At 43.7% G+C, this 23,064-nt stretch carries 19 protein-coding genes; 11 read left to right on the forward strand and 8 right to left on the reverse strand.

What is annotated here, in order from left to right; translation table 11 throughout:
• Positions 1-165 precede the first annotated feature (165 nt).
• The 4 genes from pdsR (at position 166) to ACYFDN_RS01335 (ending at position 7,003) form a co-directional block, all read left to right on the forward strand.
• Positions 166-858 (forward strand): proteobacterial dedicated sortase system response regulator, encoded by a 693-nt coding sequence (pdsR, locus tag ACYFDN_RS01320; protein ID WP_483509750.1) that lies wholly within the window; start codon positions 166-168, stop codon positions 856-858.
• Positions 858-3,020, forward strand: a complete 2,163-nt coding sequence (gene pdsS / locus ACYFDN_RS01325) for a proteobacterial dedicated sortase system histidine kinase (RefSeq protein ID WP_483509751.1) — start codon at positions 858-860, stop codon at positions 3,018-3,020. Before pdsR ends, pdsS begins: the two co-directional genes overlap by 1 nt.
• A gap of 99 nt (positions 3,021-3,119) precedes the next feature.
• Entirely contained in the window at positions 3,120-3,872 is a 753-nt protein-coding gene (locus tag ACYFDN_RS01330) for a substrate-binding periplasmic protein (RefSeq protein WP_483509752.1), read from the forward strand.
• Positions 3,873-4,225: 353 nt separating this feature from the next.
• Positions 4,226-7,003, forward strand: a complete 2,778-nt coding sequence (locus tag ACYFDN_RS01335) for an EAL domain-containing protein (protein ID WP_483509753.1) — start codon at positions 4,226-4,228, stop codon at positions 7,001-7,003.
• Between the two features lie 307 nt (positions 7,004-7,310).
• On the opposite strand, the gene ACYFDN_RS01340 is transcribed toward ACYFDN_RS01335, so the two are convergent.
• The 7 genes from ACYFDN_RS01340 to pspA form a co-directional block, all read right to left on the reverse strand.
• Positions 7,311-8,390, reverse strand: a complete 1,080-nt coding sequence (locus tag ACYFDN_RS01340; protein ID WP_483509754.1) for a DM13 domain-containing protein — start codon at positions 8,388-8,390, stop codon at positions 7,311-7,313.
• Positions 8,391-8,537: 147 nt separating this feature from the next.
• On the reverse strand, positions 8,538-9,716 hold the full coding sequence (locus ACYFDN_RS01345; RefSeq protein ID WP_483509755.1) for a cystathionine beta-lyase: 1,179 nt from the start codon (positions 9,714-9,716) through the stop codon (positions 8,538-8,540).
• Positions 9,717-9,835: 119 nt separating this feature from the next.
• Positions 9,836-10,942 (reverse strand): 3-isopropylmalate dehydrogenase, encoded by a 1,107-nt coding sequence (leuB, locus tag ACYFDN_RS01350; protein WP_016402607.1) that lies wholly within the window; start codon positions 10,940-10,942, stop codon positions 9,836-9,838.
• Positions 10,943-11,202: 260 nt separating this feature from the next.
• Positions 11,203-12,675 carry a TyrR/PhhR family helix-turn-helix DNA-binding protein gene (locus tag ACYFDN_RS01355; protein WP_338625791.1) on the reverse strand — a complete coding sequence of 491 codons (1,473 nt, stop codon included), beginning with the start codon at positions 12,673-12,675 and terminating at the stop codon, positions 11,203-11,205.
• 260 nt (positions 12,676-12,935) lie between these two features.
• A complete protein-coding gene (gene pspC / locus ACYFDN_RS01360) occupies positions 12,936-13,310 on the reverse strand; it encodes an envelope stress response membrane protein PspC (protein ID WP_016402610.1) in 375 nt (124 codons plus the stop codon).
• A complete protein-coding gene (gene pspB, locus ACYFDN_RS01365; RefSeq protein ID WP_016402611.1) occupies positions 13,310-13,534 on the reverse strand; it encodes an envelope stress response membrane protein PspB in 225 nt (74 codons plus the stop codon). Before pspB ends, pspC begins: the two co-directional genes overlap by 1 nt.
• Before the next feature lie 8 nt (positions 13,535-13,542).
• Positions 13,543-14,211 (reverse strand): phage shock protein PspA, encoded by a 669-nt coding sequence (gene pspA / locus ACYFDN_RS01370; protein WP_016402612.1) that lies wholly within the window; start codon positions 14,209-14,211, stop codon positions 13,543-13,545.
• Positions 14,212-14,383: 172 nt separating this feature from the next.
• Here pspA and pspF point away from each other — a divergent pair, with 172 nt between their 5' ends.
• The 6 genes from pspF to ACYFDN_RS01400 all read left to right on the forward strand — a co-directional run bounded on the left by pspF (position 14,384) and on the right by ACYFDN_RS01400 (position 20,655).
• Positions 14,384-15,364, forward strand: a complete 981-nt coding sequence (pspF, locus tag ACYFDN_RS01375; protein ID WP_483509756.1) for a phage shock protein operon transcriptional activator — start codon at positions 14,384-14,386, stop codon at positions 15,362-15,364.
• A 72-nt stretch (positions 15,365-15,436) separates the two neighbouring features.
• Positions 15,437-17,035, forward strand: coding sequence for an ABC transporter substrate-binding protein (locus ACYFDN_RS01380; protein ID WP_483509757.1), 1,599 nt, complete (start codon positions 15,437-15,439; stop codon positions 17,033-17,035).
• Between the two features lie 3 nt (positions 17,036-17,038).
• Positions 17,039-18,004 carry an ABC transporter permease gene (locus ACYFDN_RS01385; RefSeq protein ID WP_152781045.1) on the forward strand — a complete coding sequence of 322 codons (966 nt, stop codon included), beginning with the start codon at positions 17,039-17,041 and terminating at the stop codon, positions 18,002-18,004.
• The gene (locus ACYFDN_RS01390; protein WP_152781047.1) at positions 17,991-18,878 is read left to right on the forward strand and encodes an ABC transporter permease subunit; all 888 of its coding nucleotides are present in this window, start codon (positions 17,991-17,993) and stop codon (positions 18,876-18,878) included. The genes ACYFDN_RS01385 and ACYFDN_RS01390 overlap by 14 nt, the downstream gene beginning before the upstream one ends.
• A complete protein-coding gene (locus ACYFDN_RS01395) occupies positions 18,878-19,876 on the forward strand; it encodes a peptide ABC transporter ATP-binding protein (protein WP_483509758.1) in 999 nt (332 codons plus the stop codon). Before ACYFDN_RS01390 ends, ACYFDN_RS01395 begins: the two co-directional genes overlap by 1 nt.
• Positions 19,873-20,655: a peptide ABC transporter ATP-binding protein gene (locus ACYFDN_RS01400; protein ID WP_371923311.1), complete on the forward strand. Its 783-nt coding sequence runs from the start codon at positions 19,873-19,875 to the stop codon at positions 20,653-20,655. The genes ACYFDN_RS01395 and ACYFDN_RS01400 overlap by 4 nt, the downstream gene beginning before the upstream one ends.
• A gap of 9 nt (positions 20,656-20,664) precedes the next feature.
• Here ACYFDN_RS01400 and ACYFDN_RS01405 read toward each other — a convergent pair whose 3' ends face one another.
• Positions 20,665-21,528 carry a PEP-CTERM/exosortase system-associated acyltransferase gene (locus tag ACYFDN_RS01405; RefSeq protein ID WP_227981214.1) on the reverse strand — a complete coding sequence of 288 codons (864 nt, stop codon included), beginning with the start codon at positions 21,526-21,528 and terminating at the stop codon, positions 20,665-20,667.
• A gap of 294 nt (positions 21,529-21,822) precedes the next feature.
• On the opposite strand from ACYFDN_RS01405, the gene fabV reads away from it, so the two are divergent.
• Positions 21,823-23,025: an enoyl-ACP reductase FabV gene (gene fabV / locus ACYFDN_RS01410; protein ID WP_483509759.1), complete on the forward strand. Its 1,203-nt coding sequence runs from the start codon at positions 21,823-21,825 to the stop codon at positions 23,023-23,025.
• Positions 23,026-23,064 lie beyond the last annotated feature (39 nt).

Below are 23,064 nucleotides of genomic sequence, written 5' to 3' on the forward strand. Positions count from 1 at the left end.
CGATGAATCAATTAAACACCGCTGAAATGGCATTATCAGGCGGTAAAAATGGCAGTTCGCTTATCAATTGTGGCAACAAAATGGCAATTGCCCCGAAGCCCCCAAAGGCGCTTAAAAATAATGTATAGTCTATGCAAGTCAGCAGCTTAGAACTTAAGTATCAATATGAGACGAATTGCCATCGTAGAAGATGAAGCGGCGATCCGCGAAAACTACAAAGACGTATTGCAACAACAAGGCTACAGTGTGCAAGCCTATGCCAACCGGCCTACGGCTCTGGCCGCTTTTAACACCCGCTTGCCCGATTTGGCGATTATTGATATTGGTCTAGAAGATGAAATAGACGGTGGCTTTTCCTTGTGCCAATCACTGCGTGCTATGTCTAGCACCTTGCCAATTATTTTCTTAACCGCTCGCGATAGCGACTTTGATACCGTTTGTGGCTTACGTTTAGGTGCCGACGATTACCTCACCAAAGATATTAGCTTCCCACACCTAGTTGCCCGCATAGCAGCATTATTTCGCCGCTCGGAATTAGTCGGCGCAGCCCCAGAAGAGAACAACTTGTTAGAACGAGGCCCCTTAGCCATTGATGGCAATCGCATGCAAGTAACCTGGGATCAGCAAACCATCGAGCTCACCGTAACCGAATTTTGGATGGTGCATGCTTTAGCCAAACGTCCAGGACATGTGCGTAGCCGCCAAGAGCTAATGACCGAAGCAAAAATCTTTGTAGACGACAGCACCATTACGTCACATGTGAAACGGATCCGTAAAAAGTTTTTAGCCGCAGACCCAAATTTTGAGTGCATCGATACGGTGTACGGCATGGGTTACCGCTGGGATAGCCTTGCCTAATGCTACCTGTATTACCTATAGGCCTACGGGCCAAAGTCACCATCTTGTCACTGTTTTTGTTGTGCCTGCCTTGGTTGGGCTATCAATATGTCTGGGAGATGGAAAAATACCTACGTTTAGGTCAGGAAAAAACTTTAGAAGGCACCACCCAAGCACTTGCTACCGCACTGCATGAGCGGCCAAAACTGTTTAACAGCCAAGCCAGCTTTTTAAGCCAAGTGCAAAAAGGCCGTGATTTATATGCTTATCCTTTGTCTGGCCCAATTCAGCTCGATGGCAAGCTCAACGATTGGCAGGAATATCAGCATCGCATGCTACGCTATGGTGAAGAACATGTTATTTATCAAGCAGATCCCAATACAGCTTTAACTAGCGAATTTACTCACATGGTGGGAAAATTTGGCCGTTACCTATACGCCTATTTTGAAGTGACCGATAGCGATGTCGTTTACCGAGGTAAAAACACCTTACGAGTAGATAATAACGACCATTTAGCGATTGCAACTTTAGCTCCCGACGGTCAGTTCCGCCGCTATATTGTTGCCACTACCGAAGACGGCTGGATCAACGCTTTTGAGCTACCGCTAGATCCCAGCCAAACAACTCCCGTAACACCAGAGGTCAAGATTCAGGGGCAATGGCTAAAAACGGATAAAGGCTACAATATTGAGCTACGGATCCCTCTTAGCATGGTGGGCAGCAAGTTAGGCTTTTCTATCTATGATGTAAACCGCACGCCCAAGCGAGAATTGGTTTCCATTGTTGGTACCTCGGCCATTGATACAGTGGATAAACTTGGCACAGTACTGGTCCCTTCTCCGGAAATAGAAAGCATTATTAAAGGCATGAGCCACAACAGCTCACGCATTTGGGTAGTTGATAAACATGGCCGCGTATTAGCTAAATCTGGCGACATTCGAAGCACCCAAAGCATTTGGGCTCGCAGCTTAAGCCCAATAAACAAAGAAAGCTGGTGGAACAAGTTCACCAGCGAATACCTTCACCCTCTTTACTACAAGGTATTAACCAAACCGCCTCAGGATTTTGTCGACTCATTACAAGACTCCACCCAATTAGATGGCAGCCACATTAAGCAAGCATTAAGCGGAAAACCGGGCTCTACTTGGCGTTTAACCCCCGATGGGAGAGCTGTGGTATTGGCCGCTGCCAGCCCAATTTGGATAGACGATCAAGTGATGGGGGTAGTAATAGCAGAGGAAACCACCAACGGCATTCGTACCTTACGTAATCGTGCTTTAGAGCGCTTATTTAACATTATTCTGCTAGTGATGGGAGTGGGCACACTATCGCTATTTTTGTTTGCTTCGAGCATTTCTAGCCGCATTCGCAAACTACGTGACCAAGCAGAAAAAGCCATTGATAGCCAAGGAAGGGTTAAAGCCTCGTTACAAGGCTCTAAAGACCGTGACGAAATTGGTGACCTTTCTCGTAGCTTCGCCAATATTGTTGGCCGTTTAGCGCAATATACCCATTATTTAGAAAATATGTCTTCGCGCCTATCTCACGAACTACGAACACCGGTTGCAGTAGTGCGTTCATCGCTAGAGCACTTAAGTTTGAAAACGCATGATCAGGATACGCAAAAGTACCTAGACCGAGCCCAAGAAGGGGTAAATCGACTAAACATGATCCTCAACAACATGAGCGAAGCCACCCGTTTAGAGCAAAGTCTATCTCAAGCAGAAACCAGTGAATTTCCACTAAACAAGGTAGTCTCTGGTTGCATGCAAGGCTACCAGTACACTTACCCTGAACAGGCCTTCGACTGCGATATTAGCCCAAATACCATGCTGATAAGCGGTGTGCCAGAATACATCGCTCAGTTAATGGATAAATTAGTGGCCAATGCGATGGAATTTAGTCTTCCAGACAAGGCCATTAAAGTCAGTTTCCAGCAAGACAACAAAGATGCCGTGTTGTTAATAAGCAACCATGGACCCACCCTCCCCGACAACATGGTGGAGCAAATTTTTGAATCAATGGTGTCTATTCGCAGCCAACAAGCTCAACAAAAACCGCATTTAGGTTTGGGCTTGTATATTGCTAGGTTAATAACAGAATTTCATGGCGGCACCATTAGTGCTCGCAATTTTACCGACAACAGCGGCGTGGAATTTTGCGTGAGATTGCCTATTGAGTAATTACTTTAAGTTCTACTTAGCGCACATTTAGCAGAAATCTAGCAAGCTTAGTAACTCACTTTCTATACTTAAACGAATTGTTATTCGTAGAGTAGAACTATGCAGCGCTTGTTTACCCTTCTCTGTCTCTATTGCTTTAGTTTATCTAGCTATGCTGCGCTAGATAAATTGAGCTATTTAACAGAAGATGCCTACCCTATTAACTATCTTGACCAGCAAGGACAAGCTCAGGGCTTCGCGGTTGAGCTATTGAAACTGATGTGGCAACAGATGGAGCATCCCGAGCAAGCAATTAAAGTTATGCCTTGGGAGCGGGCTTATTATTTATTAGAGCAGAAGCCAAACACAGTATTGTTTGCAACGGTTCTCACCGCCAAACGTAAACAATATTTTAAGTGGGTTTGCCCAATTGATACCGTTAGTGTTGTGCTGCTAGGCAAAGCAGATAGCACGCCAAACATTCAGTCTCTTGAGCAACTCAATGAGTTAAAGGTTGGCGTTCTACGAGCCGATGTTGGCGAGCAACTGCTGCTGAACAATGAAGTAGACGATGGCAGTTTAATGCTCACCGACAGCTACCACCACCTAATAAAACTGCTAGTAGCCAATCGTGTTGACTTTATTGCCGGAACCGAGCAAACCATTCGGCACGCCGCCAAACAAAATAGCTATTCGCTAAGCAACTACGAAGTAAAATGGCTGCTTAACCAAGAACAGCTTTGTTATGCCTTTAATCAAGCCGTAGACGATACGGTGATTGAGCAATTTAAGCTGGCTTTAAAACAAGTAAAAGAAACCCATGCTTATCAAGAACTATTCGCCAACTATCTACAACAAAAGCTAAAGCCCTGAAAGCCTCATAACTACAAATACATCTTGCAGAGCTTTGCCATGATGACACAGTGCAGCTTAAGGAAATTAGCGCAATTTAAATCTAGGTAACTGGCTCACAAACCACTAAATTTCAAGGCAGTAATTACAGTAATCATTGTGATTAGTAGGCCTATTGTTTAGGCCGCTAAGCAAAGCTGTAATTAAGTTCACGCTTTATTAATAAGCACTTACGCAAATAACGATATATCATCAACATTGTGCGATTATTTAAATCGGTGAGCAAGTATCAAACAATGGCTTAGGCTTAATAGACGTTCATGTTGATACTGTATCTAGGGATAGCTAATACAATGCTAAGGCAGGGAGCCAATTTGCAAAACTCGAGTATCCTAAAATATCTGTTTAAATGTATATTGCCTTTATTTACACTATTTGCAGCCTTAAGTTTTGCCGCTCAAGCTAGCAATAATGTATTAGTTATCCACTCTTACCATGCAGAGCATTTTTGGACAGGATACCTAAAAAAGGGCTTAGACAGCTCGTTCAAAGAAGATCAAGATACTCGATTATTCCACGAATACTTAGATGCTAAACGCTATCCACAAGGTGAGTTCAATCTAAGCTTTTTGAAGTATCTCAAGACCAAATATGCCAGCACTGAATTAGATGTTATTGTTATTTCCGATGACCCTGCTTTCAACTTAATCCGCCATCATCGAAACGAATTTTTTACTAGCACCCCCATCGTTTATTTAGGCATTAATCGAGTAACAGAAGACGTTCTCGATGCTCCAAATATGACCGGAGTATTTGAAAACCGCGATATTGCCAGCACCATCACCAGCATCAAAAGCCAAAGCGGAGTTGATGAGCTGGTGCTAATTGTTGACAAAAGTGCCACAGGCTTAGCGAACTTAGCCAAAGCGCGCACGGTGTTTGGTAAACCTGGTGCACCAAGTAATATTCATGTCATTGAAGAGTTATCTTTAGATGATATCAGCGAAGTATTCAGCCAGTTCTCCAGTAATGTGCCTGTTCTGTTACTAGGGCAACTCATCAACCCAAACCAAAACAATGCGCTACTAAGTTGGAACCAAGGCACCGAGCAGTTGGTTACTTGGACTAATAACCCGATTTACACCATTGCCATAACCACACTCAAGTATGGCGCGGTGGGAGCAGATGAGCTTGATGGCCGACAACATGCGATGCGCGCAGCCGAGCTAGTAAAACGCATTCTAAGCAACGAACCAATGGAAAGCATAGAACCCATCACCTTAGCGCGTAGCCAGTGGGTATTTAACTGGGAGCAACTAAACGAACACAGTTTCAAACTCAACTCTCTGCCCGTAGACGCTTTAATCATCAACAAAGAAGAAACCTTTTACGAAAAATACAAGTTGATGGTTCGCCTAGTAGTGTCGGCATTTATTGTGAGCATTCTCATCATCATCTTACTCGCCGAGGTTATTCGTCGCGGCAGTATCACTCGCCATATCCTGGCGGAGAATGAAACCCGCTACAGAGATTTAGCCAATGCTGGTGCGAATGTATTCTGGGAAACAGATACCGAGCAGCGCCTTAGTTATATATCTGGCGAAACCCAAGCTCTGTATGGACAAGAGCCCAATCAACTTATTGGTAAAACCTTGGCAGAGCTGTGCAAACATGATCCCAATATAAGCTTCCCGTGGCTTGAATATGAAGCAGCCCTCGCCTACCAGCAGCCCATCAACAATTTAACTTTTAAGCTAAAACTTACCAGTAAAGACATAAAAATATTCCTGCTTAATGGTAAGCCGGTATTTGATAAACATGGCTTATACATTGGTTATCGTGGCATTAGCAAAGAAATTACTGAAGAACACCTGTTGAGTAAAAAGCTTGCTTATCAGGCCGCTTACGATGAATTAACAGGTTTAATCAACCGTTCTAGTTTTAATGAAAAGCTTAAAACTTATGTGCAACAATCTCAACAGCAAGCTGTTAGTGGCTTTTTGTGCTTTTTAGATTTAGACCGCTTTAAACTGGTTAACGATACTGCAGGCCATCTTATCGGTGACGCAATGTTGGCAGAAGTTGCCACCGTAATTAAACGCTGCACCACTCACCAAGATATTGTTGGCCGCTTAGGTGGTGATGAGTTTGGCCTAATATTGCCAAATAAAAGCCTTAGCGATGCCCAGCAATTGTGTGAAACAGTTATTGCACAAGTTGATAGCTACCGCTTTCACTGGAATCAACGGCTATTTAACGTAGGTGTGAGCATTGGCATGGTGCCGATTACTGGCGCATTAAACGACACCGAGTTACTTAGTAAAGCCGACCTATCTTGCTACAAAGCCAAAGAAGCTGGCCGTGGTCGAGTTTATGTTGCCAATCTAAACGATGATGAGTTGTTTAATGAAGAACAACAAATGGGCTACATCGCCAATGTTGCCCAAGCGATAGAGCAAAACCAATTCTACTTAGCCAAACAAGTTATTGCGCCAATAGGCCAACAAGATAGCCACAAACATTATGAGATTTTAATCCGCTACCGCGATGAACAAGGTAAAACCATTCCTCCTAATTTGTTTATCCCTGCTGCAGAAAAACACAGCGTGATAACCATTATTGACCAGTGGGTTTTAAAAACGGTATTCGAGCGCTATCAGCAGTACTTTCCCGAAGGGGATACCGTGGTATCGATAAACCTGTCGGGTCTTAGCCTAAGTAATGACGAATTTGTAAATCGGGTTAAAGAGCTGTTACTAAGCTCACAAGTTAACCCTAGAAACATCTGCTTTGAGATAACCGAAACCGCAGCAATATCACAGCTCTCACGTGCACTTGAGTTCATTAGAGAAATGAAAGCACTTGGGGTTCGCTTTGCCTTAGACGATTTTGGCAGCGGTGCTTCGTCATTTGGTTATTTGAAGAACCTACCAGTTGATTATCTAAAAATTGACGGCAGTTTGGTGGTCAATATTGTTAAACAACCTACCGACCGCGCCATTGTTGAGTCAATTAATGCCATTGCACATTTAATGAATATGAAAACCGTGGCTGAGTTTGTAGAAGATGCGGAAATTCACGCAGTGTTAGAAGAAATAGGCGTAGATTTTGTGCAAGGTTATGGCATTGGGAAACCTCAGGCTTGTGAGTAACAGGCAGATTTAAAAGGCGAGCAATGCTCGCCTTTAACTAGGGGCTGTTTATCTTTCGAGATGAATTTTGCAGCAATTTGTGGCTGTTTATACAAGGCAGAAGCTTTGATGTGCAGTGGGCCTACATGAGAAGCTGATAACACAGTAGAAATAAACCACAAATGCTGCCCGAAGGGTTCGGCTAAAATCGTTTTATGCTTTGTTAAGGCAATTTACCTAGAATGCTAGGCTACACACGCCTTGCCGTGCCTAAAACGATTTTTTCGCGAACAAAATTTAACCGCGAAAGATAAACAGCCCCTAGTGTTTAATTAAATAAACCGTCGCCAAAACTTACGCTGAAATCTCGACACCATACACTAATGCCGGCTAGCTGATCTAACTGTTGGGCGTTGGCTAAGCTTAACCTTAGAGTATCGTTGTTATACATCGGGCCATTAATAATATCGCCGATAGCAAAACCACCTTGGGTATAATCGCTGCTTGGAGCACCATAAAATAGTACGTCTGGACCACCACCATCGTAATTGAATTCGGTGACTTCAATTGTACAATTGTCGATGATCTCTACCCGCCCGCTCACATTGTGAGAAAGTGTGCTTAACATGGCTACCTGGCCAACTTTAGGGTGGTCGCTAGCATTACAACTAAAGCTTTGCGGCCCATTAATGCTCTCAACATAACTAGCAATGTCTACTAGCTCTTGGTCGCTGAGCCGTTGCTCACTCCAAAACGGCATGTTACCACCAGAGAGGTTGGTGAAATAGCTGCTAGTGCTTGGCCCAGAGTTACGTACCTTATTAGCCACTTGTTGAGCACTTAAGCCGCTGCCGACAAGCGTTCTTGCTAGCCCGGTCCCTGCGGCATTTTGTCCGTGGCAAGTAGCACAGGTTTGATTAAATAGCTCATGCCCAGCGCTTATATCCGCTGCACTAAAATCACTAACGGCAGCGACCTGATTAAAGGCAATTTCTGTTGCATCACCACTATCGCTCAAGCCTGCTAAGTATTCTTCTAATGCCAACCAATCATTGCTGTCGCTAACATAAGGGCTTGCATCCATCCAATCGACTCGACAATTGTTTACTGCATCAATCACTTCGCTAAACGTACCATTATAAAAGGCATTTCGGCGGGTAGCGTTTAACAGAGAATGCGCTGGCCGATGAAGTTGCTGCGCATCTAAGCCTTGCGCATTTTCACTGGTAGCATGACAAGTACTACAAGAAAATTGATTACCAGCGGGATCCGCTTGGCTAAATAGTTGCGCGCCGGTTAAGGGCTGTGAAGGCGTTCCACCGTCACTTCCTCCTCCACCTCCACAGGCAGCAAGTAAACACGCTAATAACAGCGTGGTGGACCATTTTATAGTTGCTTGAAGTAGCATGTGCATTCCTTTGCTTTAATTATGCATTAACGCTAACAAAGCAAATTTCAAGCAACAAGCCGATTGGGAAAATGTTATAAAATTGTGATAATTAGCCACAAAAAAGTCGCCCTAGGGCGACTTATAAACAGCGATAAAATTAAACCACTACAAGGCAGCGTTAAATCGCGCAAGGCCAGCGTCTAAATCGGCGATTAAATCGCTGGTGTCTTCAAGGCCAATATGAACACGAATCAAGGTACCTTCAGCCTTCCATTGAGTCGCAGTGCGTAGCTTCTCTACCCCATTCACTCCCATGATCAAGCTTTCGTAACCGCCCCAAGAATAGCCCATCTTAAAATGTTCCATTCCATCTAATAGCGCGGTTAATGCCGCTTGATTGCCGCCTTTCATGACAAAGGAAAACAACCCACAAGAACCTTGAAAATCACGTTCAAAAAACTCATTACCAGGGCAGCTTGTCAAAGCGGGATGGCGAACATGGTCAACATCATCTCTCTGCGCTAGCCAGTTAGCCACTTCTAGGGCATTTTTTTGATGCTGTGCCAAACGCACACCCAAGGTACGCATTCCGCGCATTGCCAAATAGATATCGTCTGGCGAAGTGCACTGACCCAGTAAATAAGAGTTTTCACGCAGTTGATCCCAACAACGCTGATTAGCCACCGCAGTGCCTAACATTACATCTGAATGCCCCACAATGTACTTAGTGGCGGCTTGAATAGAAATGTCGATGTCGAAATCAAAAGGACTAAAGTTAACTGGCGATGCCCAAGTATTATCTAACATCACCACGATATCTTGGTTTGCCGCTCGCGCTGCAGCCACAATCGCTGGAGAGTCTTGCACTTCCATGGTTAAAGAGCCTGGAGACTCCAAGAAAATCACTTTGGTATTGGTTTGAATTAACTCGCTGATAGCACCGCCAATCATTGGATCATAATAGGTGGTTTCTATGCCATAGCGGCTAAGCAATTTGTCGCAAAGGTCGCGAGTTGGTTCGTAGGCAGTATCCACCATGAGCAGATGGTCACCATGCTTCAAAAAAGACAACAGCGCACCACTAATTGCAGCCGTACCACAAGGATACAAAGCACAGCCTGCACCGCCTTCTATTTCCACCATGGCCTCTTGAAAGGCAAAGTGGGTTTGGGTGCCCCTACGTCCATAAAACAAGGTTTTATCATGACGTTTAGCCGTGGCTTGTTTCATCTCTTTAACGCTGTTAAATACAACGGTAGACCCTCGAGATACCGGAGGGTTTACTAAGCCTTGAGTCCACTTTTTATCGCGACCAGCACTCACTATTTTGGTTGATTTTTTCATGGTAGTTAAATCCAGCTTGGTTTTTACAATACACTTAAGCATGCATTGCGCACTGACTGATTGATTGAAGCGCTATAACAAAAAACCAGCCCGTAGGCTGGTTTTTGGCATTCTACGAATTAGACACGAGGTGCTTTGTTTAGCTCATCAACTACCATGTCGCCAAAGGCGTCGGTATCGATAAGTTTTGCATCTTCACCTTTGGCTAGGTCTGGCGTGCCGTAACCATTAGCAAACACCGACTTCATTGCGTGCCATAGGTTCTTCGCTTCTTGCTCCATGCCAAAGCTCATTTCTAGCATTAATGCTACAGAGCCTATCATTGAGTATGGGTTAGCAATGTTTTTGCCAGCGATATCTGGAGCACTGCCGTGAGATGGTTCGTAGTAAGACTTCTCTGGACCAACACACGCTGAAGGCATAAGACCTAATGAACCTAAAATACCACCGCCCTGGTCACTTAAAATATCACCAAACATGTTTTCCATAACCATTACGTCAAATTGGCCTGGGTTTAAACATAAGTAAGTAGCCGCCGCATCAACCAAAATGTGCTTAACTTCTACATCTGGGTAGTCTACTGCTACTTCTTCTAGGATCTCATTCCACAACACGCTTGATTTAAGTACGTTACTTTTATGGATGTTATGCAGCACTTTTTTACGACGCTGAGCAGTTTCAAAACCTACTTTTAGAATATCGCGAATTTGGTCTTCGTCGTACTCAAGTACTTCACGAACATAACGCTTACCGTTGTCGTCTTTGCCTACTTCTTTCTCACCAAAGTACAAACCACCAACTAGCTCGCGGATGATCATAAGGTCAATACCTTCTCCGATAACTTCAGGCTTAAGTGGCGAGAAGTGAGCTAATTCTTGAGGTAAGTACACTGGACGAAAGTTAGCATAGGTATTGTAACGACGACGTAAAGGCAGTAGCGCGCCGCGTTCTGGCTGCTCGTCTACTGGAATTTTTTTAGAATCTTCGTGGTTAAGGCCAATGGTGCCTTTTAAGATTGCGTCTGCTTCATCACAAATAGCGATGGTTTCAGCAGGAAAAGATTTACCCGTTTCGAAGTAGGCTACTGCACCAAATAGTGCTTCGTTTAACTCAAATGCTACTTCAGGGTTACGCGCTTCAACTGCTTTTAATACTTTGACCGCTTGTTTCATTACTTCTGGGCCGATGCCGTCGCCGGCCAATAAGGCGATCTTATAAGTGTTCATTGTGTTTGCGTCTCCGTTGCATTAGTTTATTTTTTTGCTTGCCGCATCATAGCAAAACCAGCGCACGGGTAAACCACCGATCGCGTTTTCAAGGGCTATTTCAGGGCTGTTTTTACTAAAAGCTTTAATTTTGCAAAGGGTTTGCTTAACACTCGAAACAAAGCAGTAAGCTTAGGACGAATTTACCAGTTTGCTGATATAGCTAGGTAGTCACCGAAAGCCTTAGTTTCGGTGACTAACGCTAACATACTAAAGTATGCTTAATTATCTAAGTCGGTTTTATTACGAATATTGTGTTCACGTAATTTATTGGCGATGGCGGTATGAGACAGGCCTAACTTTTTCGCTAATAGTCGCGAGCTAGGGTGCTGAGGATAATGATAACTTAACAGCAGGTGTTCGAACTCTCCCATAGCAGAGTGATAATCTTGCTGCAGCAAGCTCTCGATGCTGACATTGTCTACCACTTTTTCATGATGATATTTAATGTCACTCACTTGCCATTTTTTCATACTGCCAATATCCAAGGAGTCTTGCAGCACTTGATAAAGCTGAGGAATATTGCCCGGCCAACTTAAAGAACTCAAGTAGCGCTTTACTTCTCTGCTTAGAGGTGGCGGAACTTCTTGGTGTTTAGCGTACTGAAAATCTAACCAAGATTGCGCCAATGGCACAATGTCTTCTTTTCGCTGACGAAGTGGCGGAACATTAATGCTGTTTTTGATTAACGAGTAATAGCAGTCGCCTCCCCATAGCGCGGCCAGTTGCTCAGGCGTATAGCGGCTAGAGAACAGTAGGTGTTTAATCCCGAGTTGAGGCGCGCTTAAAGAGCTAACCGCATCTTCAACTTCGCTGCTCTTTAGCTTTTCAATATTGCTTAACAACACCGTATTGGGTTGTTCAGCAGCAATTTCTGCTAGTTGCTCAGACAAACTATATTCTTGGTTATGACAGCTTACCGCATGAAAGCGTTCATCACTGCCCATAGAAAGCTCGTTTAACAAGCGCGCTAAAAATCGCTTACCAACCCCCGCTTCTCCAAATAATAGTGTTGGCATTGGGTGTTCAACTAAACGTTTTAAGCTATTAAGAACATTGCTGGTCTCATCGCTAGTTGCAACTAAACGCCCTTCACTAATCCCAAGTTCAATTTGCGATAAATCGAAGCTAGCCTCTAACCAATGGGCAGACTTAAACAGCATAATTGCGCCGGGTAGATGCGAAAACAGTGCTGTTTCTGACAGCGGAATAATATCAGCCATGTAGACTCGGCCGCTCAGCTGAATTTCTACTAGCTCTCGCTTACCGGAACCACTACCAAACCAACGTTGGACACTAAATCCACGCAAGAATTTACTTATATCGCTGTTGGTAAGAGGATGAGGTGTATCACCACAGGATTGCTCAAAAGCCTGATTAAACTGGCGAATTTCTCCAGATTTATCAATCAGCACCACTGGGTAAGGTACGTTGTCTAATAAAATTTGAACTTCTTTGTGTTCAACTTCAGAAGGCAAGGCCGACACAATACGCGCATCTGATACACCATTGAGGCAACGAAATTCACTAAGCAATTGCTGTGTTAGAGGAAGCTCTAATTCGGTAAGGTGAAGAAACAAGTGCCCGGTGTCGACACTCTGCATGGCTTGTAGCGCTAAACCATGTTTAACTAAAACGCCGAGAACCGCGCTAAAAACTTCGGTGTTTTGTTGGCAGTTTAACTCTATGCGCATGTTGTTGCCGCTTGCTCTTTTAGTGATGCAGACAGCAGCTGTAGGGCCTGTAAAAACTCACAGCAACACCACATACCGCCTTCTCCAACTATCCATACTAAACGCAAAAAGCACTCCTATTTCCCTATCGGACCAGTGAGTTAGACTGTCCAATTGTGTATATACTTCTTTAGTCTAACCAAAAAAGTAAGCTTAACCCAAGCGTCATTTAACATTCACTTGAGTTAATTTGAACTAGGTATTTGCAAGATGCGCTTGAATTAGAGGTTTTTAAACTGACTATGAAGCTCGAAATCTCGAGCTGTGACCACTTTTTCTACTTTGCGTAAACGCTGTTCAAAATCATCAAACTGGTGCTCTAGCTCGCTAACTGCTTGACTAGGCGTTTCGCCGCGTTGCCACACTTTTGACTTAATGGTTACTCCCTCATCCCCTCTTAAGTTACTGGGACGTTTATCCATAAACAACCATGCTGCACCGTAGATAATAAAAAATAGTCCGAGGTTAGTAATTGCCAAAGTCACAGCAATGATTCGAATTAACCATGTTTCGGCGCCAAGGCTGTGTGCTAAACCAGCACACACCCCTGCAATTTTGCCTTTTTGTGGGTCGCGATATAGCGGTTTATCAAACATTAGCGCTCCCTCCAATGCGGCACGCTTTCATCTAAAATATTCTCTAAAGCATGAATGCGCGCTGACATATCTTTGGCTCGAGTAGCTAAAGCATTTAGCTGCTCGCGCTCTTGTTCACTAATTCCATGTTCTACCTGACGCTTACTCTTGTAATGTAAAATAAGCCACAGTGGGGCCACTATGGCCATAAACAAAATTAACGGCGTCACCAATACGGTAAGCATAAATTCTCCTATTTTTGCTCTAACTTGGCTTTAAGCTTGTCTAGCTCGTCGGCAATTTCAGCGTCAGCACTTAACTCAGCAAATTGCTTGTTTAAGTCAGGGTTGTTATCGCCTTCCTTACCAAATACTTCTGCGCGCGCTTCTAGTTGATCGATCTTAGCTTGAAACTGCTCAAATTTTTCTCGTGTTTTTAACGCGCGTTCATTATCTAGCTGCTGTCTTACTGCATGACGGTTTTTGGCTGTAGTTTGACGAGCTAATAAACCAGCTTGACGATTCCTTGATTCGCTTAATTTAAGCTCTAGCTGCTCAATCTCTTGCTGCAACTGCAACAAACTATCGTCCACTAAGCCTAGTTCTTTTTGCTGCTGCTTAATTGACTCTTGTAAGTGTTTCTTCTCAACTAAAGCCAAGCGCGCTAAATCTTCTCGCTCGCGGCTTAAGGCAAGTTCAGCTTTAGCCTGCCAATCTTCGGCTTGCTCTTCCAAATGCTCAATTTTACGTATCAGCTGTTTTTTATCGGCCAATACTTTTGCTGTACTAGCACGCACTTCCACCAAGGTGTCTTCCATTTCTTGAATGATAAGGCGTAGCATCTTTTGCGGATCTTCAGCTTTATCCAACATGGTGCTGATGTTGGAGTTAATAATATCTGTTAAGCGGCTAAACATTCCCATGGGGGACTCCTAATAAGGTCGAATAAAGATCAATGTATGTTTTCGAGATAATTGTTTACAAGTCGCATGCCAATTTATCAAGCCACTGATATTTATGACTTTTATAGATAAATGACAAAACTCAATAATGACTATATAGTTATATTAACCAACTTTTAGTCAGAGAGACCAAATGGATTCCCCTAGCCTATTAGGTAAGGCACCTAGTTTTTTGGAGGTGTTAGACAAGGTATCACTCTTAGCTCCGCTAAACCGACCCGTTCTGGTTATTGGTGAAAGGGGCACCGGTAAAGAGTTGATTGCTGAACGCTTACATTTTTTGTCAGAGCGCTGGGACAAACACTATTTAAGCTTAAACTGCGCAAGCTTGAACCCAAACTTGATTGAGTCTGAGCTATTTGGGCATCAAGCCGGCGCATATACCGGGGCATCTCAGCAACGTATTGGCCGATTTGAACAAGCAGATAAAGGCACCTTGTTCTTAGATGAACTGGCCAACATGCCAAATGAAGTGCAAGAGAAGCTATTACGCACCATTGAGTACAATAAAATTGAACGCCTTGGCAGTAATAAGCCTATTGAGGTAGATGTTCGATTAGTGTGTGCCACTAACCAAGACCTGCCAGAGTTAGTGGAGCAAGGGGATTTTAGAGCTGATTTGCTAGACCGATTATCTTTCGCGGTGATTACCTTACCGCCATTACGCCACCGCGTTGAAGATATTCAACTATTAGCCGAGCATTTTGCTCACAAAATGGCTAGAGAGCTCAATTTTTCCCAGGTCCCTAGTTTTAGCCCAACGGTGCTAACACAACTAAATGATTATTCTTGGCCTGGCAATATTCGTGAACTTAAAAACGTTGTAGAGCGAGCGGTGGTAGAGAACAGTGATAACCAAGGTTTAGTTGATGCAATAAACCTAGACCCTTTTGCTTCGCCATGGCGCCCACTAAAGCAAGCGCCACAAGATTCGCCAATTAGGCCCAAGCAACTTGATTTTAATCAACAAGTAGCCGACTTTGAGAAGCAATTAATTAGTGAAACCTTAGCAAACCATCATTACAAACAAACAGCCAGCGCTAAAGCCTTACAGATCAGCTACCATCAACTAAGGGGTTTGATCAAAAAACATAACATTAATACTCAAGGCTAAGCCTTTCATTGGTTGAGATAAGCAGATGGTTAATGGTAAATTATCAAGCAGTTATCAGGATATCAGCTTCTCATGAATGCATTCTCAATTGGCACAGTGATGTGTCTGGCTTTTTTGCTACTTGGCTGTGACCAGCAAAAAGACGTAAAAAAGCTTGGTTTAGTCTATTGTACCGAAACCGCACCGCATACTTTTAACCCACAACTTGAAAGCTCAATCAATGCGATTGCGGTGACATCGCGACACCTTTATGACCGCTTAGTTGAAGTTGATCCCATTACTCAGCAACTGGTTGGCGGTGTTGCTAATAACTGGCAGGTAAGCGAAGACGGGCTGCGTTATCGTTTCTATTTACGCCAAGGTATTCATTTTCATAAAACCGATTACTTTAGCCCATCGCGCAACTTGAATGCCGATGATGTGATGCTAAGCTTTGAACGCATTCTAGATCCCGAACATCCACTTTACATCTTGGCTAACGGCGATTATCCCTTTTTCAATAATATTGGCTTTGGCAGCAATATTCGTAAACTCACTAAGTTGTCTGATAGCAGTGTTGAATTTGAGTTAAAGCGACCAGATGCGGCATTTTTGGCAAACCTAGCCAGCGACTATGCAGTAATTCTTTCAGCTGAGTATGCCGATAAACTCAACCAATCAAACCAACTTGGGCTACTCGATCAACTGCCCATTGGCAGTGGGCCGTTTTATTACGTTAACCAGCGTAAAGACCACTTTATTCGATACTACCGACATTGGTTACACTGGCGTGGTGCGCCACCGATGCAGCAGTTGGTATTTGATATAACCCCAACCTCATCTATTCGCTTAGCCAAGTTGCTAACTGGTCAATGCGATATTATGGCGCAGCCCGCAGCAAACCAACTTGAAGTGCTTAAAGCCCGCGAAGAACTGTTAGTCTCCGTGCAGGCTGGACTAAATGTTTCTTACTTAGCATTCAATACTCAAAAGCCTCCTTTTGCCGATGTACGAATTCGCCGAAATGTAGCTGGGCTGGTAAATAAGCAGCGGATTCTAGACTCGGTCTATTTATCAACGGCAGACATTGCCAACGGCGTTCTTTCTCCTTCTTCTTGGGCTTACCGCCATCAATCTCGCTCACCAGAGCAAGACCACCTGGTTTACCCCTACATTGAAAAAGCCAAACAACAACCCATAGAGTTGTGGGTATTAAATGAAGCTAAAAGCTATAATCCACAACCACGAAAAACGGCTGAATTAATCCGAAACGATTTGGTGAATGATGGCTATCAAGTCAACGTTCGTTTGTTAGATTGGCAAGTATTACGCCGTTATTTGCGCGCACCAGAAGTAAACTACGATTTATTACTGGTTGGCTGGTCTACCGATAACAGTGACCCCGATGACTTTTTCAGACAGCAGTTCTCATGTGATGCGGTAGAACAAGGGTATAATTTTAGCCGTTGGTGTAATGGCCACTTTGAACAGCTACTCAATGCTGCAACCGCTTCTCCGCGCCTTGCCGACCGAGTGAGAAACTATTACAAGATCCAAAAAATAATCGAACAAGATGTGCCTATTTTACCTTTAACCCATGCATTAAAAATGTATTCCTATAATGACAGCGTTCACGGTATTACTTGGAACCCATTTGGAGGCGTTTCGTTCAACAACGCCTATAGGAAGTAAGCCATGCTCCGATATTTGATTCGCCGCATTAACCTACTGGTGATTACTTTTTTAATCATCAACTTAATTGCTTTTATTTTTCAGCAGAATCAGAACTTATTAATTGAGTCCGATGATTTTTGGTTTAAACAATACGCATTGTTTGTTTTGCAAAACATCAATGGCGACTTGGGTGTATCGAGCATTAGCGGCAAACCAGTGTTTGATGAACTGGTAAGTTTTCTCCCCGCCACCTTAGAGCTTTGTTTTTCGGCTTTTTTGTTGTCGTTTATTATTGGGATCCCGCTGGGTACCTTAGCCGGAATTTACCATCAGCACTGGATTAGAAACCTAATTTTAAGTGTGACAATGGTGGGTTACAGCATTCCGGTCTTTTGGCTTGCGCTACTCTTAGTCATGAACTCCTCCCTAATGCTGGGATGGTTCCCCGTATCAGGGCGCTATGACTTGCTATTGGAAATTCCTCAAGTAACCGGTTTTGGCATTATTGACGTGATGTGGTTAGAGCCTCAAGCCCGCTGGCCAGCGCTTATGAGCATATTAAGCCACTTAGCTTTGCCAACACTAGTACTGGCTGTGGTGCCCACTACAGAGGTTATTCGCCAGCTATCCAACTCTATGGCTAAAGTAATGAGTGAAAACTACATTAAAGCCGCCGCTACAAAGGGCTTGTCGAAATGGCAAATAGTAACTCGCCATGCCTTACACAACGCGCTCCCCCCTATTCTTCCTAGCTTAGGTTTGCAATTTGGCAACGTGCTAACTATGGCAATGGTGCTAGAAGTGGTATTTGCGTGGCCGGGCATTGGGCGTTGGTTAATTTCAAGCATTTATCAGCAAGACTACATTGCTATTCAAGGCGGCATGTTAGCTGTAGCAACCTTAGTGATTATCACCTTTGTTTTAACCGATTTGTTTACCGCACTCATCCACCCACTGCGTCGAAGAGAAGTTTATGCTCAGCACTAATGTATTTTCTGAAACGACTATTTCCAGTGCCTTGCAGCAGGTACTGATCCGTTTTAGAGACAACTCTGTTGCGATGGTTGGTTTTTGGGTGTTACTTGGCTTTTTAGTGCTGGCCTTGTTCGGGCCGCTGATTGCGCCCTACCCACTGGATTATCAAGGCGACAACTTATTACAGCCTCCATCTTGGAATCAGCAGGGCCATGTAGATAACTTTTTAGGCACTGATGACTTAGGCAGAGATCTACTCAGCCGCTTAATCTATGGTTGCCAATTAACCTTTGGTGGCGGCTTTATAGTAGTAACGCTTGCCGCTTTAATTGGTATTCCCGTAGGCATTCTTTCTGGCATGAGCCGTGGAATTAAATCGAGTGTGCTACACCACGTGATGGATACCGCGTTATCGATTCCTTCCCTGTTAATTGCAATTATGGTGGTGTCTTTTCTCGGAACCGGCTTAGAGAATACATTGATTGCGATTGCATTGGCGCAGATCCCGCAGTTTATTCGTTTTACCTATATTGCTGTTTCAAGCGAAATTCAAAAGGAGTACATTACGGCGATTCGCCTAGATGGTGCTACTAACTACCGTATTTTGAAAAATGGCGTGCTCCCTAATATTGCTGACTCAATTGTATTTCAAATTAGTCGCAGCTTTTCTTCATCACTTATCGATATTACCGCCCTTGGATTTATTGGCATTGGTGCACAAGCGCCACTGCCAGAATGGGGCGCCATGTTAGGTGGAAGTAAAGATTTACTCTTTTCTGCACCTTGGACCGTTACCCTACCCGGCTTCGTCATCATGACCAGTATTCTTAGTGTGAATATGGTAGGTGAAGGTTTACGCCAAGCGATGATTCAAGGAGTCGACTAATGGCTTTACTAGATATTCGCAACCTAACTATTGAAATCAACACACCCGCAGGAATAGTTAAAGCGGTAGATCGAGTTAGCCTTACCATGGCAGAGGGCGAAATAAAGGCCTTAGTCGGTGAGTCTGGTTCAGGCAAAAGCTTAATTGCCAAAGCATTATTAGGGGTAACTAAACCCAGCTGGACTATCAAAGCCGACCGCATGCGCTTGGGTGACGTAGACCTAATGTCCTTAACTACCCGCCAGCGGCGCAAAGTACTAGGCCATGAAATTGCAATGATATTTCAAGAGCCTAGCTCTTGTTTAGACCCCTCAGAAGAGGTTGGTAAACAAATTGAGGAAGCCATTCCCTGCCACAATATTAAAGGTGGATTTTGGCGACGTTTCCAGTGGCGAAAAAAGCAAGCGCAAGCCTTACTGCATAAAGTAGGTGTTAAAGATCACCACAAGGTAATGCGCAGCTATCCTTATGAGCTATCGGATGGGCTTTGCCAAAAAGTTATGATTGCCATGGCCATTGCTGGGCAGCCTAAGTTATTAGTTGCCGATGAGCCAACTACAGCCATGGAAGTGACCACAGCCAGCCAAATTTTACGCTTATTACACAAACTAAATAAACTAAACAACACCGCCATTTTGTTAATTAGTCATGACTTAAACACACTGTCCGACTTAGCAGATACCATCAGCGTAATTTATTGCGGCCAAATGGTAGAAGTGGGTCGTTCTGACCAAGTGGTAGGAAGTTCAAGGCACCCTTATACCTCAGCTTTACTTAGCTCAGCGCCACAATTTAATAAACCTTTTGAGCGCAAAGCGTTTTTACCTGGCCTACCCGGCTCGATTCCCGCTTTACAACACTTGCCGATTGGCTGTCGACTTGGCCCGCGTTGCCCAAAAGCGCAGCGAAAATGTGTTACTCAACCCAAACTTAAAAAGGTGAAAGGTCATCAATATGCTTGCCACTACCCTTTAAACTTAGAAAAAGGTAAGCAATAATGGCTAATTTGCTGCACGTAAAAAACTTATCTCAACACGTTTATGTTCATAAAGGTTGGTTGAGCAGACAACGTTTTGCAGCCATCGATGACATAAGTTTCGAGCTAAACATGGGTGAAAGCTTAGCGATAATTGGTGAGTCAGGTTCTGGTAAATCTAGCTTGGCAAAAGTATTGGCGGGCATCAACAAACCGAGTAACGGGGATATTTTTGTTAACGGCGAGGCTTTAAAGTTTGGCGACTACACCCGCAGGTGCCGCTTAATCAGAATGATATTTCAAGACCCAAATAGCTCGCTCAACCCGCGTTCTAACATCGGTCGAATTTTGTCTGCACCACTTATTCTAAATACTGCGCTGTCGCAGCAAGAGCAGCAGCAAAAGGTAATTGCTACCTTAAAATTAGTGGGTTTATTAGAAGAGCATGCCGAGTTTTTCCCCAGTATGCTATCTAGTGGTCAGAAACAGCGTATTGCGGTTGCTAGAGCGTTAATTTTAAGCCCCAAAATCATTGTTATTGATGAAAGCATTGCAGCCCTTGATGTCTCGGTGAGAGCCCAAATCATTAACCTATTACTAGAGCTTCAGCAACGATTTGCTATCAGCTATATCTTTGTATCCAATGACTTGGGGTTAGTTCGACACTTTTCAGACAAAGTACTAGTGATGCAGCAAGGCAAAGCCGTAGAATTTAAGCATACCGAAGAGTTCTTTACTCAGCCCGAACACGAGCTGAGTCAACGACTGATAAATGCCTATCAAAATGCCTTTCGTAAATAGAGAAAGGTATTAAGAATTACCTCTATACAGAATACTTTCTTGCGCACCCACCACTTGTGACATAGAAAGAGAAGCGTTAACTTCGCGCTCGATCATATCCATTAATGGTCTTAAGGTAATGGGCAAATCACTGCGGATCTTTTCCGCAGTAATATAATATGGCGCGCGTTGTCCATGGTACTCAACAACGGGACCAATTTGTTGAAATTTAATGCCCAATAGCGCGGTGCTTCGAGCTAAGCGAGGCTCCATCATCACATAAGCATGTTTGATATTATGGCGCTCTACCAACACTGTAGCGGCTAGGTACATACTGGCAGTGATAAAAGGAAAGCAGCGCAGCTCTTCTTCATAGAGCTCGTTGATGTTAATCCCGCCCACCGCTGAGTCTTTAAATTTGTCGGCTTTACGTCGTCTAAATGTTGCTCTTAATGCTAAACGGGAAATTTCACAAACGTCTTCTCGAGCAAAATTTTGCGGATGTAATTCCTCATCGGTAATAGCACCTTCGCAATATTTTTCCAGAGGTAGTAATTGCTCGCCTGACGGGGCCACAACTCGTACGGTACTAGCATAGGTATTTGAAGACTTGTGTCGCACTAAGCAATAGTCGGAGTAATCGTCAAATTCATCGCGTTCAACTTTTTGCGGGTTAACCGGCTCAAAGCCTAACTCTTCACAATAAACATCGTGACGAAGGTGATAGACACTTTCTACATCTTCGTCGCTGAGCGCAACAAGTGGATGAAAATAGGTTTCATAATGCTTGGCAATCTCTGCAGCTTTCTTTTTAGCAGCATGCTGAGTGGTTTTACTGGTGGGTAAACCAACCACCTTTCCTTTAATGCTGGTCGGCAATATTTTACTTTTCAAAAGCTTAACCCTTATTCCCTTAAGTGTCTTGAGTCTTATTTTTTTATCGCGTTATGTTATTGATACTACCTAAATAAGATAATGTATAGTTCTTTTGATAATAAATTTACATCGCCTAAGCTAGGGTCTATAAACTAACGACACAATAAAACTCAATTCCTCCCTATTTAACTGCTCTGATCAGCTAGGCTAAATGCAACTTTAGCGGTAAACATGCTAGAATCACTGCATTTTTTAGCGCTATAACAATCACGTATTCAGCGCCTTATTATCGGACACCTTAAAGGAATTAGTATGATCATCAAACCCAAGATCCGAGGCTTTATCTGTACAACCACTCACCCGGTAGGCTGTGCGGCTAATGTACAAGAGCAAATCGATTACACCAAACAGCAAGGCAAAGTAAGCAATGGTCCTAAGCGAGTATTGGTGGTTGGTTCTTCAAGCGGATATGGTTTGTCATCGCGCATCGCGGCAGCTTTTGGTAGCGATGCCGCAACTATTGGCGTGTTTTTCGAAAAGCCTGCCACTGAAAAGAAACCTGGTACTGCAGGTTGGTACAATGCTGCTGCATTTGACCAAAAAGCGCGTGAAGCCGGCCTTTATGCTAAAAGCATCAATGGTGACGCATTCTCACATCAAGCAAAACAAGCCGCTGTTGACTTAATTAAACAAGATCTTGGACAGATTGACCTTGTGGTTTATTCGCTAGCCTCTCCAGTTCGTAAATTACCAGACAGCGGAGAACTGATTCGCTCTAGCTTAAAACCTATCGGTGAAACTTACACAGCAACAGCTGTTGATACCAATAAAGATACCATTATCGAAGCGAGCGTGGAGCCAGCAACCGAGCAAGAAATCGCTGATACAGTAACGGTAATGGGTGGCGAAGACTGGGAACTTTGGATTAAAGCCTTAGATGAAGCCGGCGTGCTAGCTGAGGGTTGTAAAACCGTTGCCTATAGTTACATCGGCACCGCGCTAACTTGGCCAATCTATTGGGATGGTGCTTTAGGTAAAGCGAAAATGGACCTAGATCGCGCTGCTACGGCACTTAATGAAAAACTAAGCAGTAAGCAAGGCTCAGCCAACGTTGCAGTGCTTAAGAGTGTTGTTACCCAAGCCAGTTCTGCGATTCCCGTAATGCCTTTATACATCTCGATGGTTTTCAAAATCATGAAAGAACAAGGTTTGCACGAAGGCTGTATGGAGCAAATCTATCGTTTATTCAATGAACGTTTGTACCTAGAAGGTGAACAAGCTCCTGTAGATGAGCAGAATCGTCTACGTTTAGATGATTGGGAATTACGTGAAGATATTCAACAAGCTTGTGTTGAACTATGGCCACAAATTACCACCGAGAACCTGAAAGAACATACTGACTACGAATATTATAAAGCGGAGTTTTTGAAGCTATTTGGCTTCGGTGTTGACGGTGTTGATTACGAAGAAGATGTTGCAACAGCAGTGCCGTTTGAAGTAGTAACCTTAGACTAATTAATAGCTTAACAACCACAAAAGCCCTTAACAGTTGCT

The sequence above is a fragment of the Agarivorans sp. D1326 genome, from assembly GCF_056958115.1.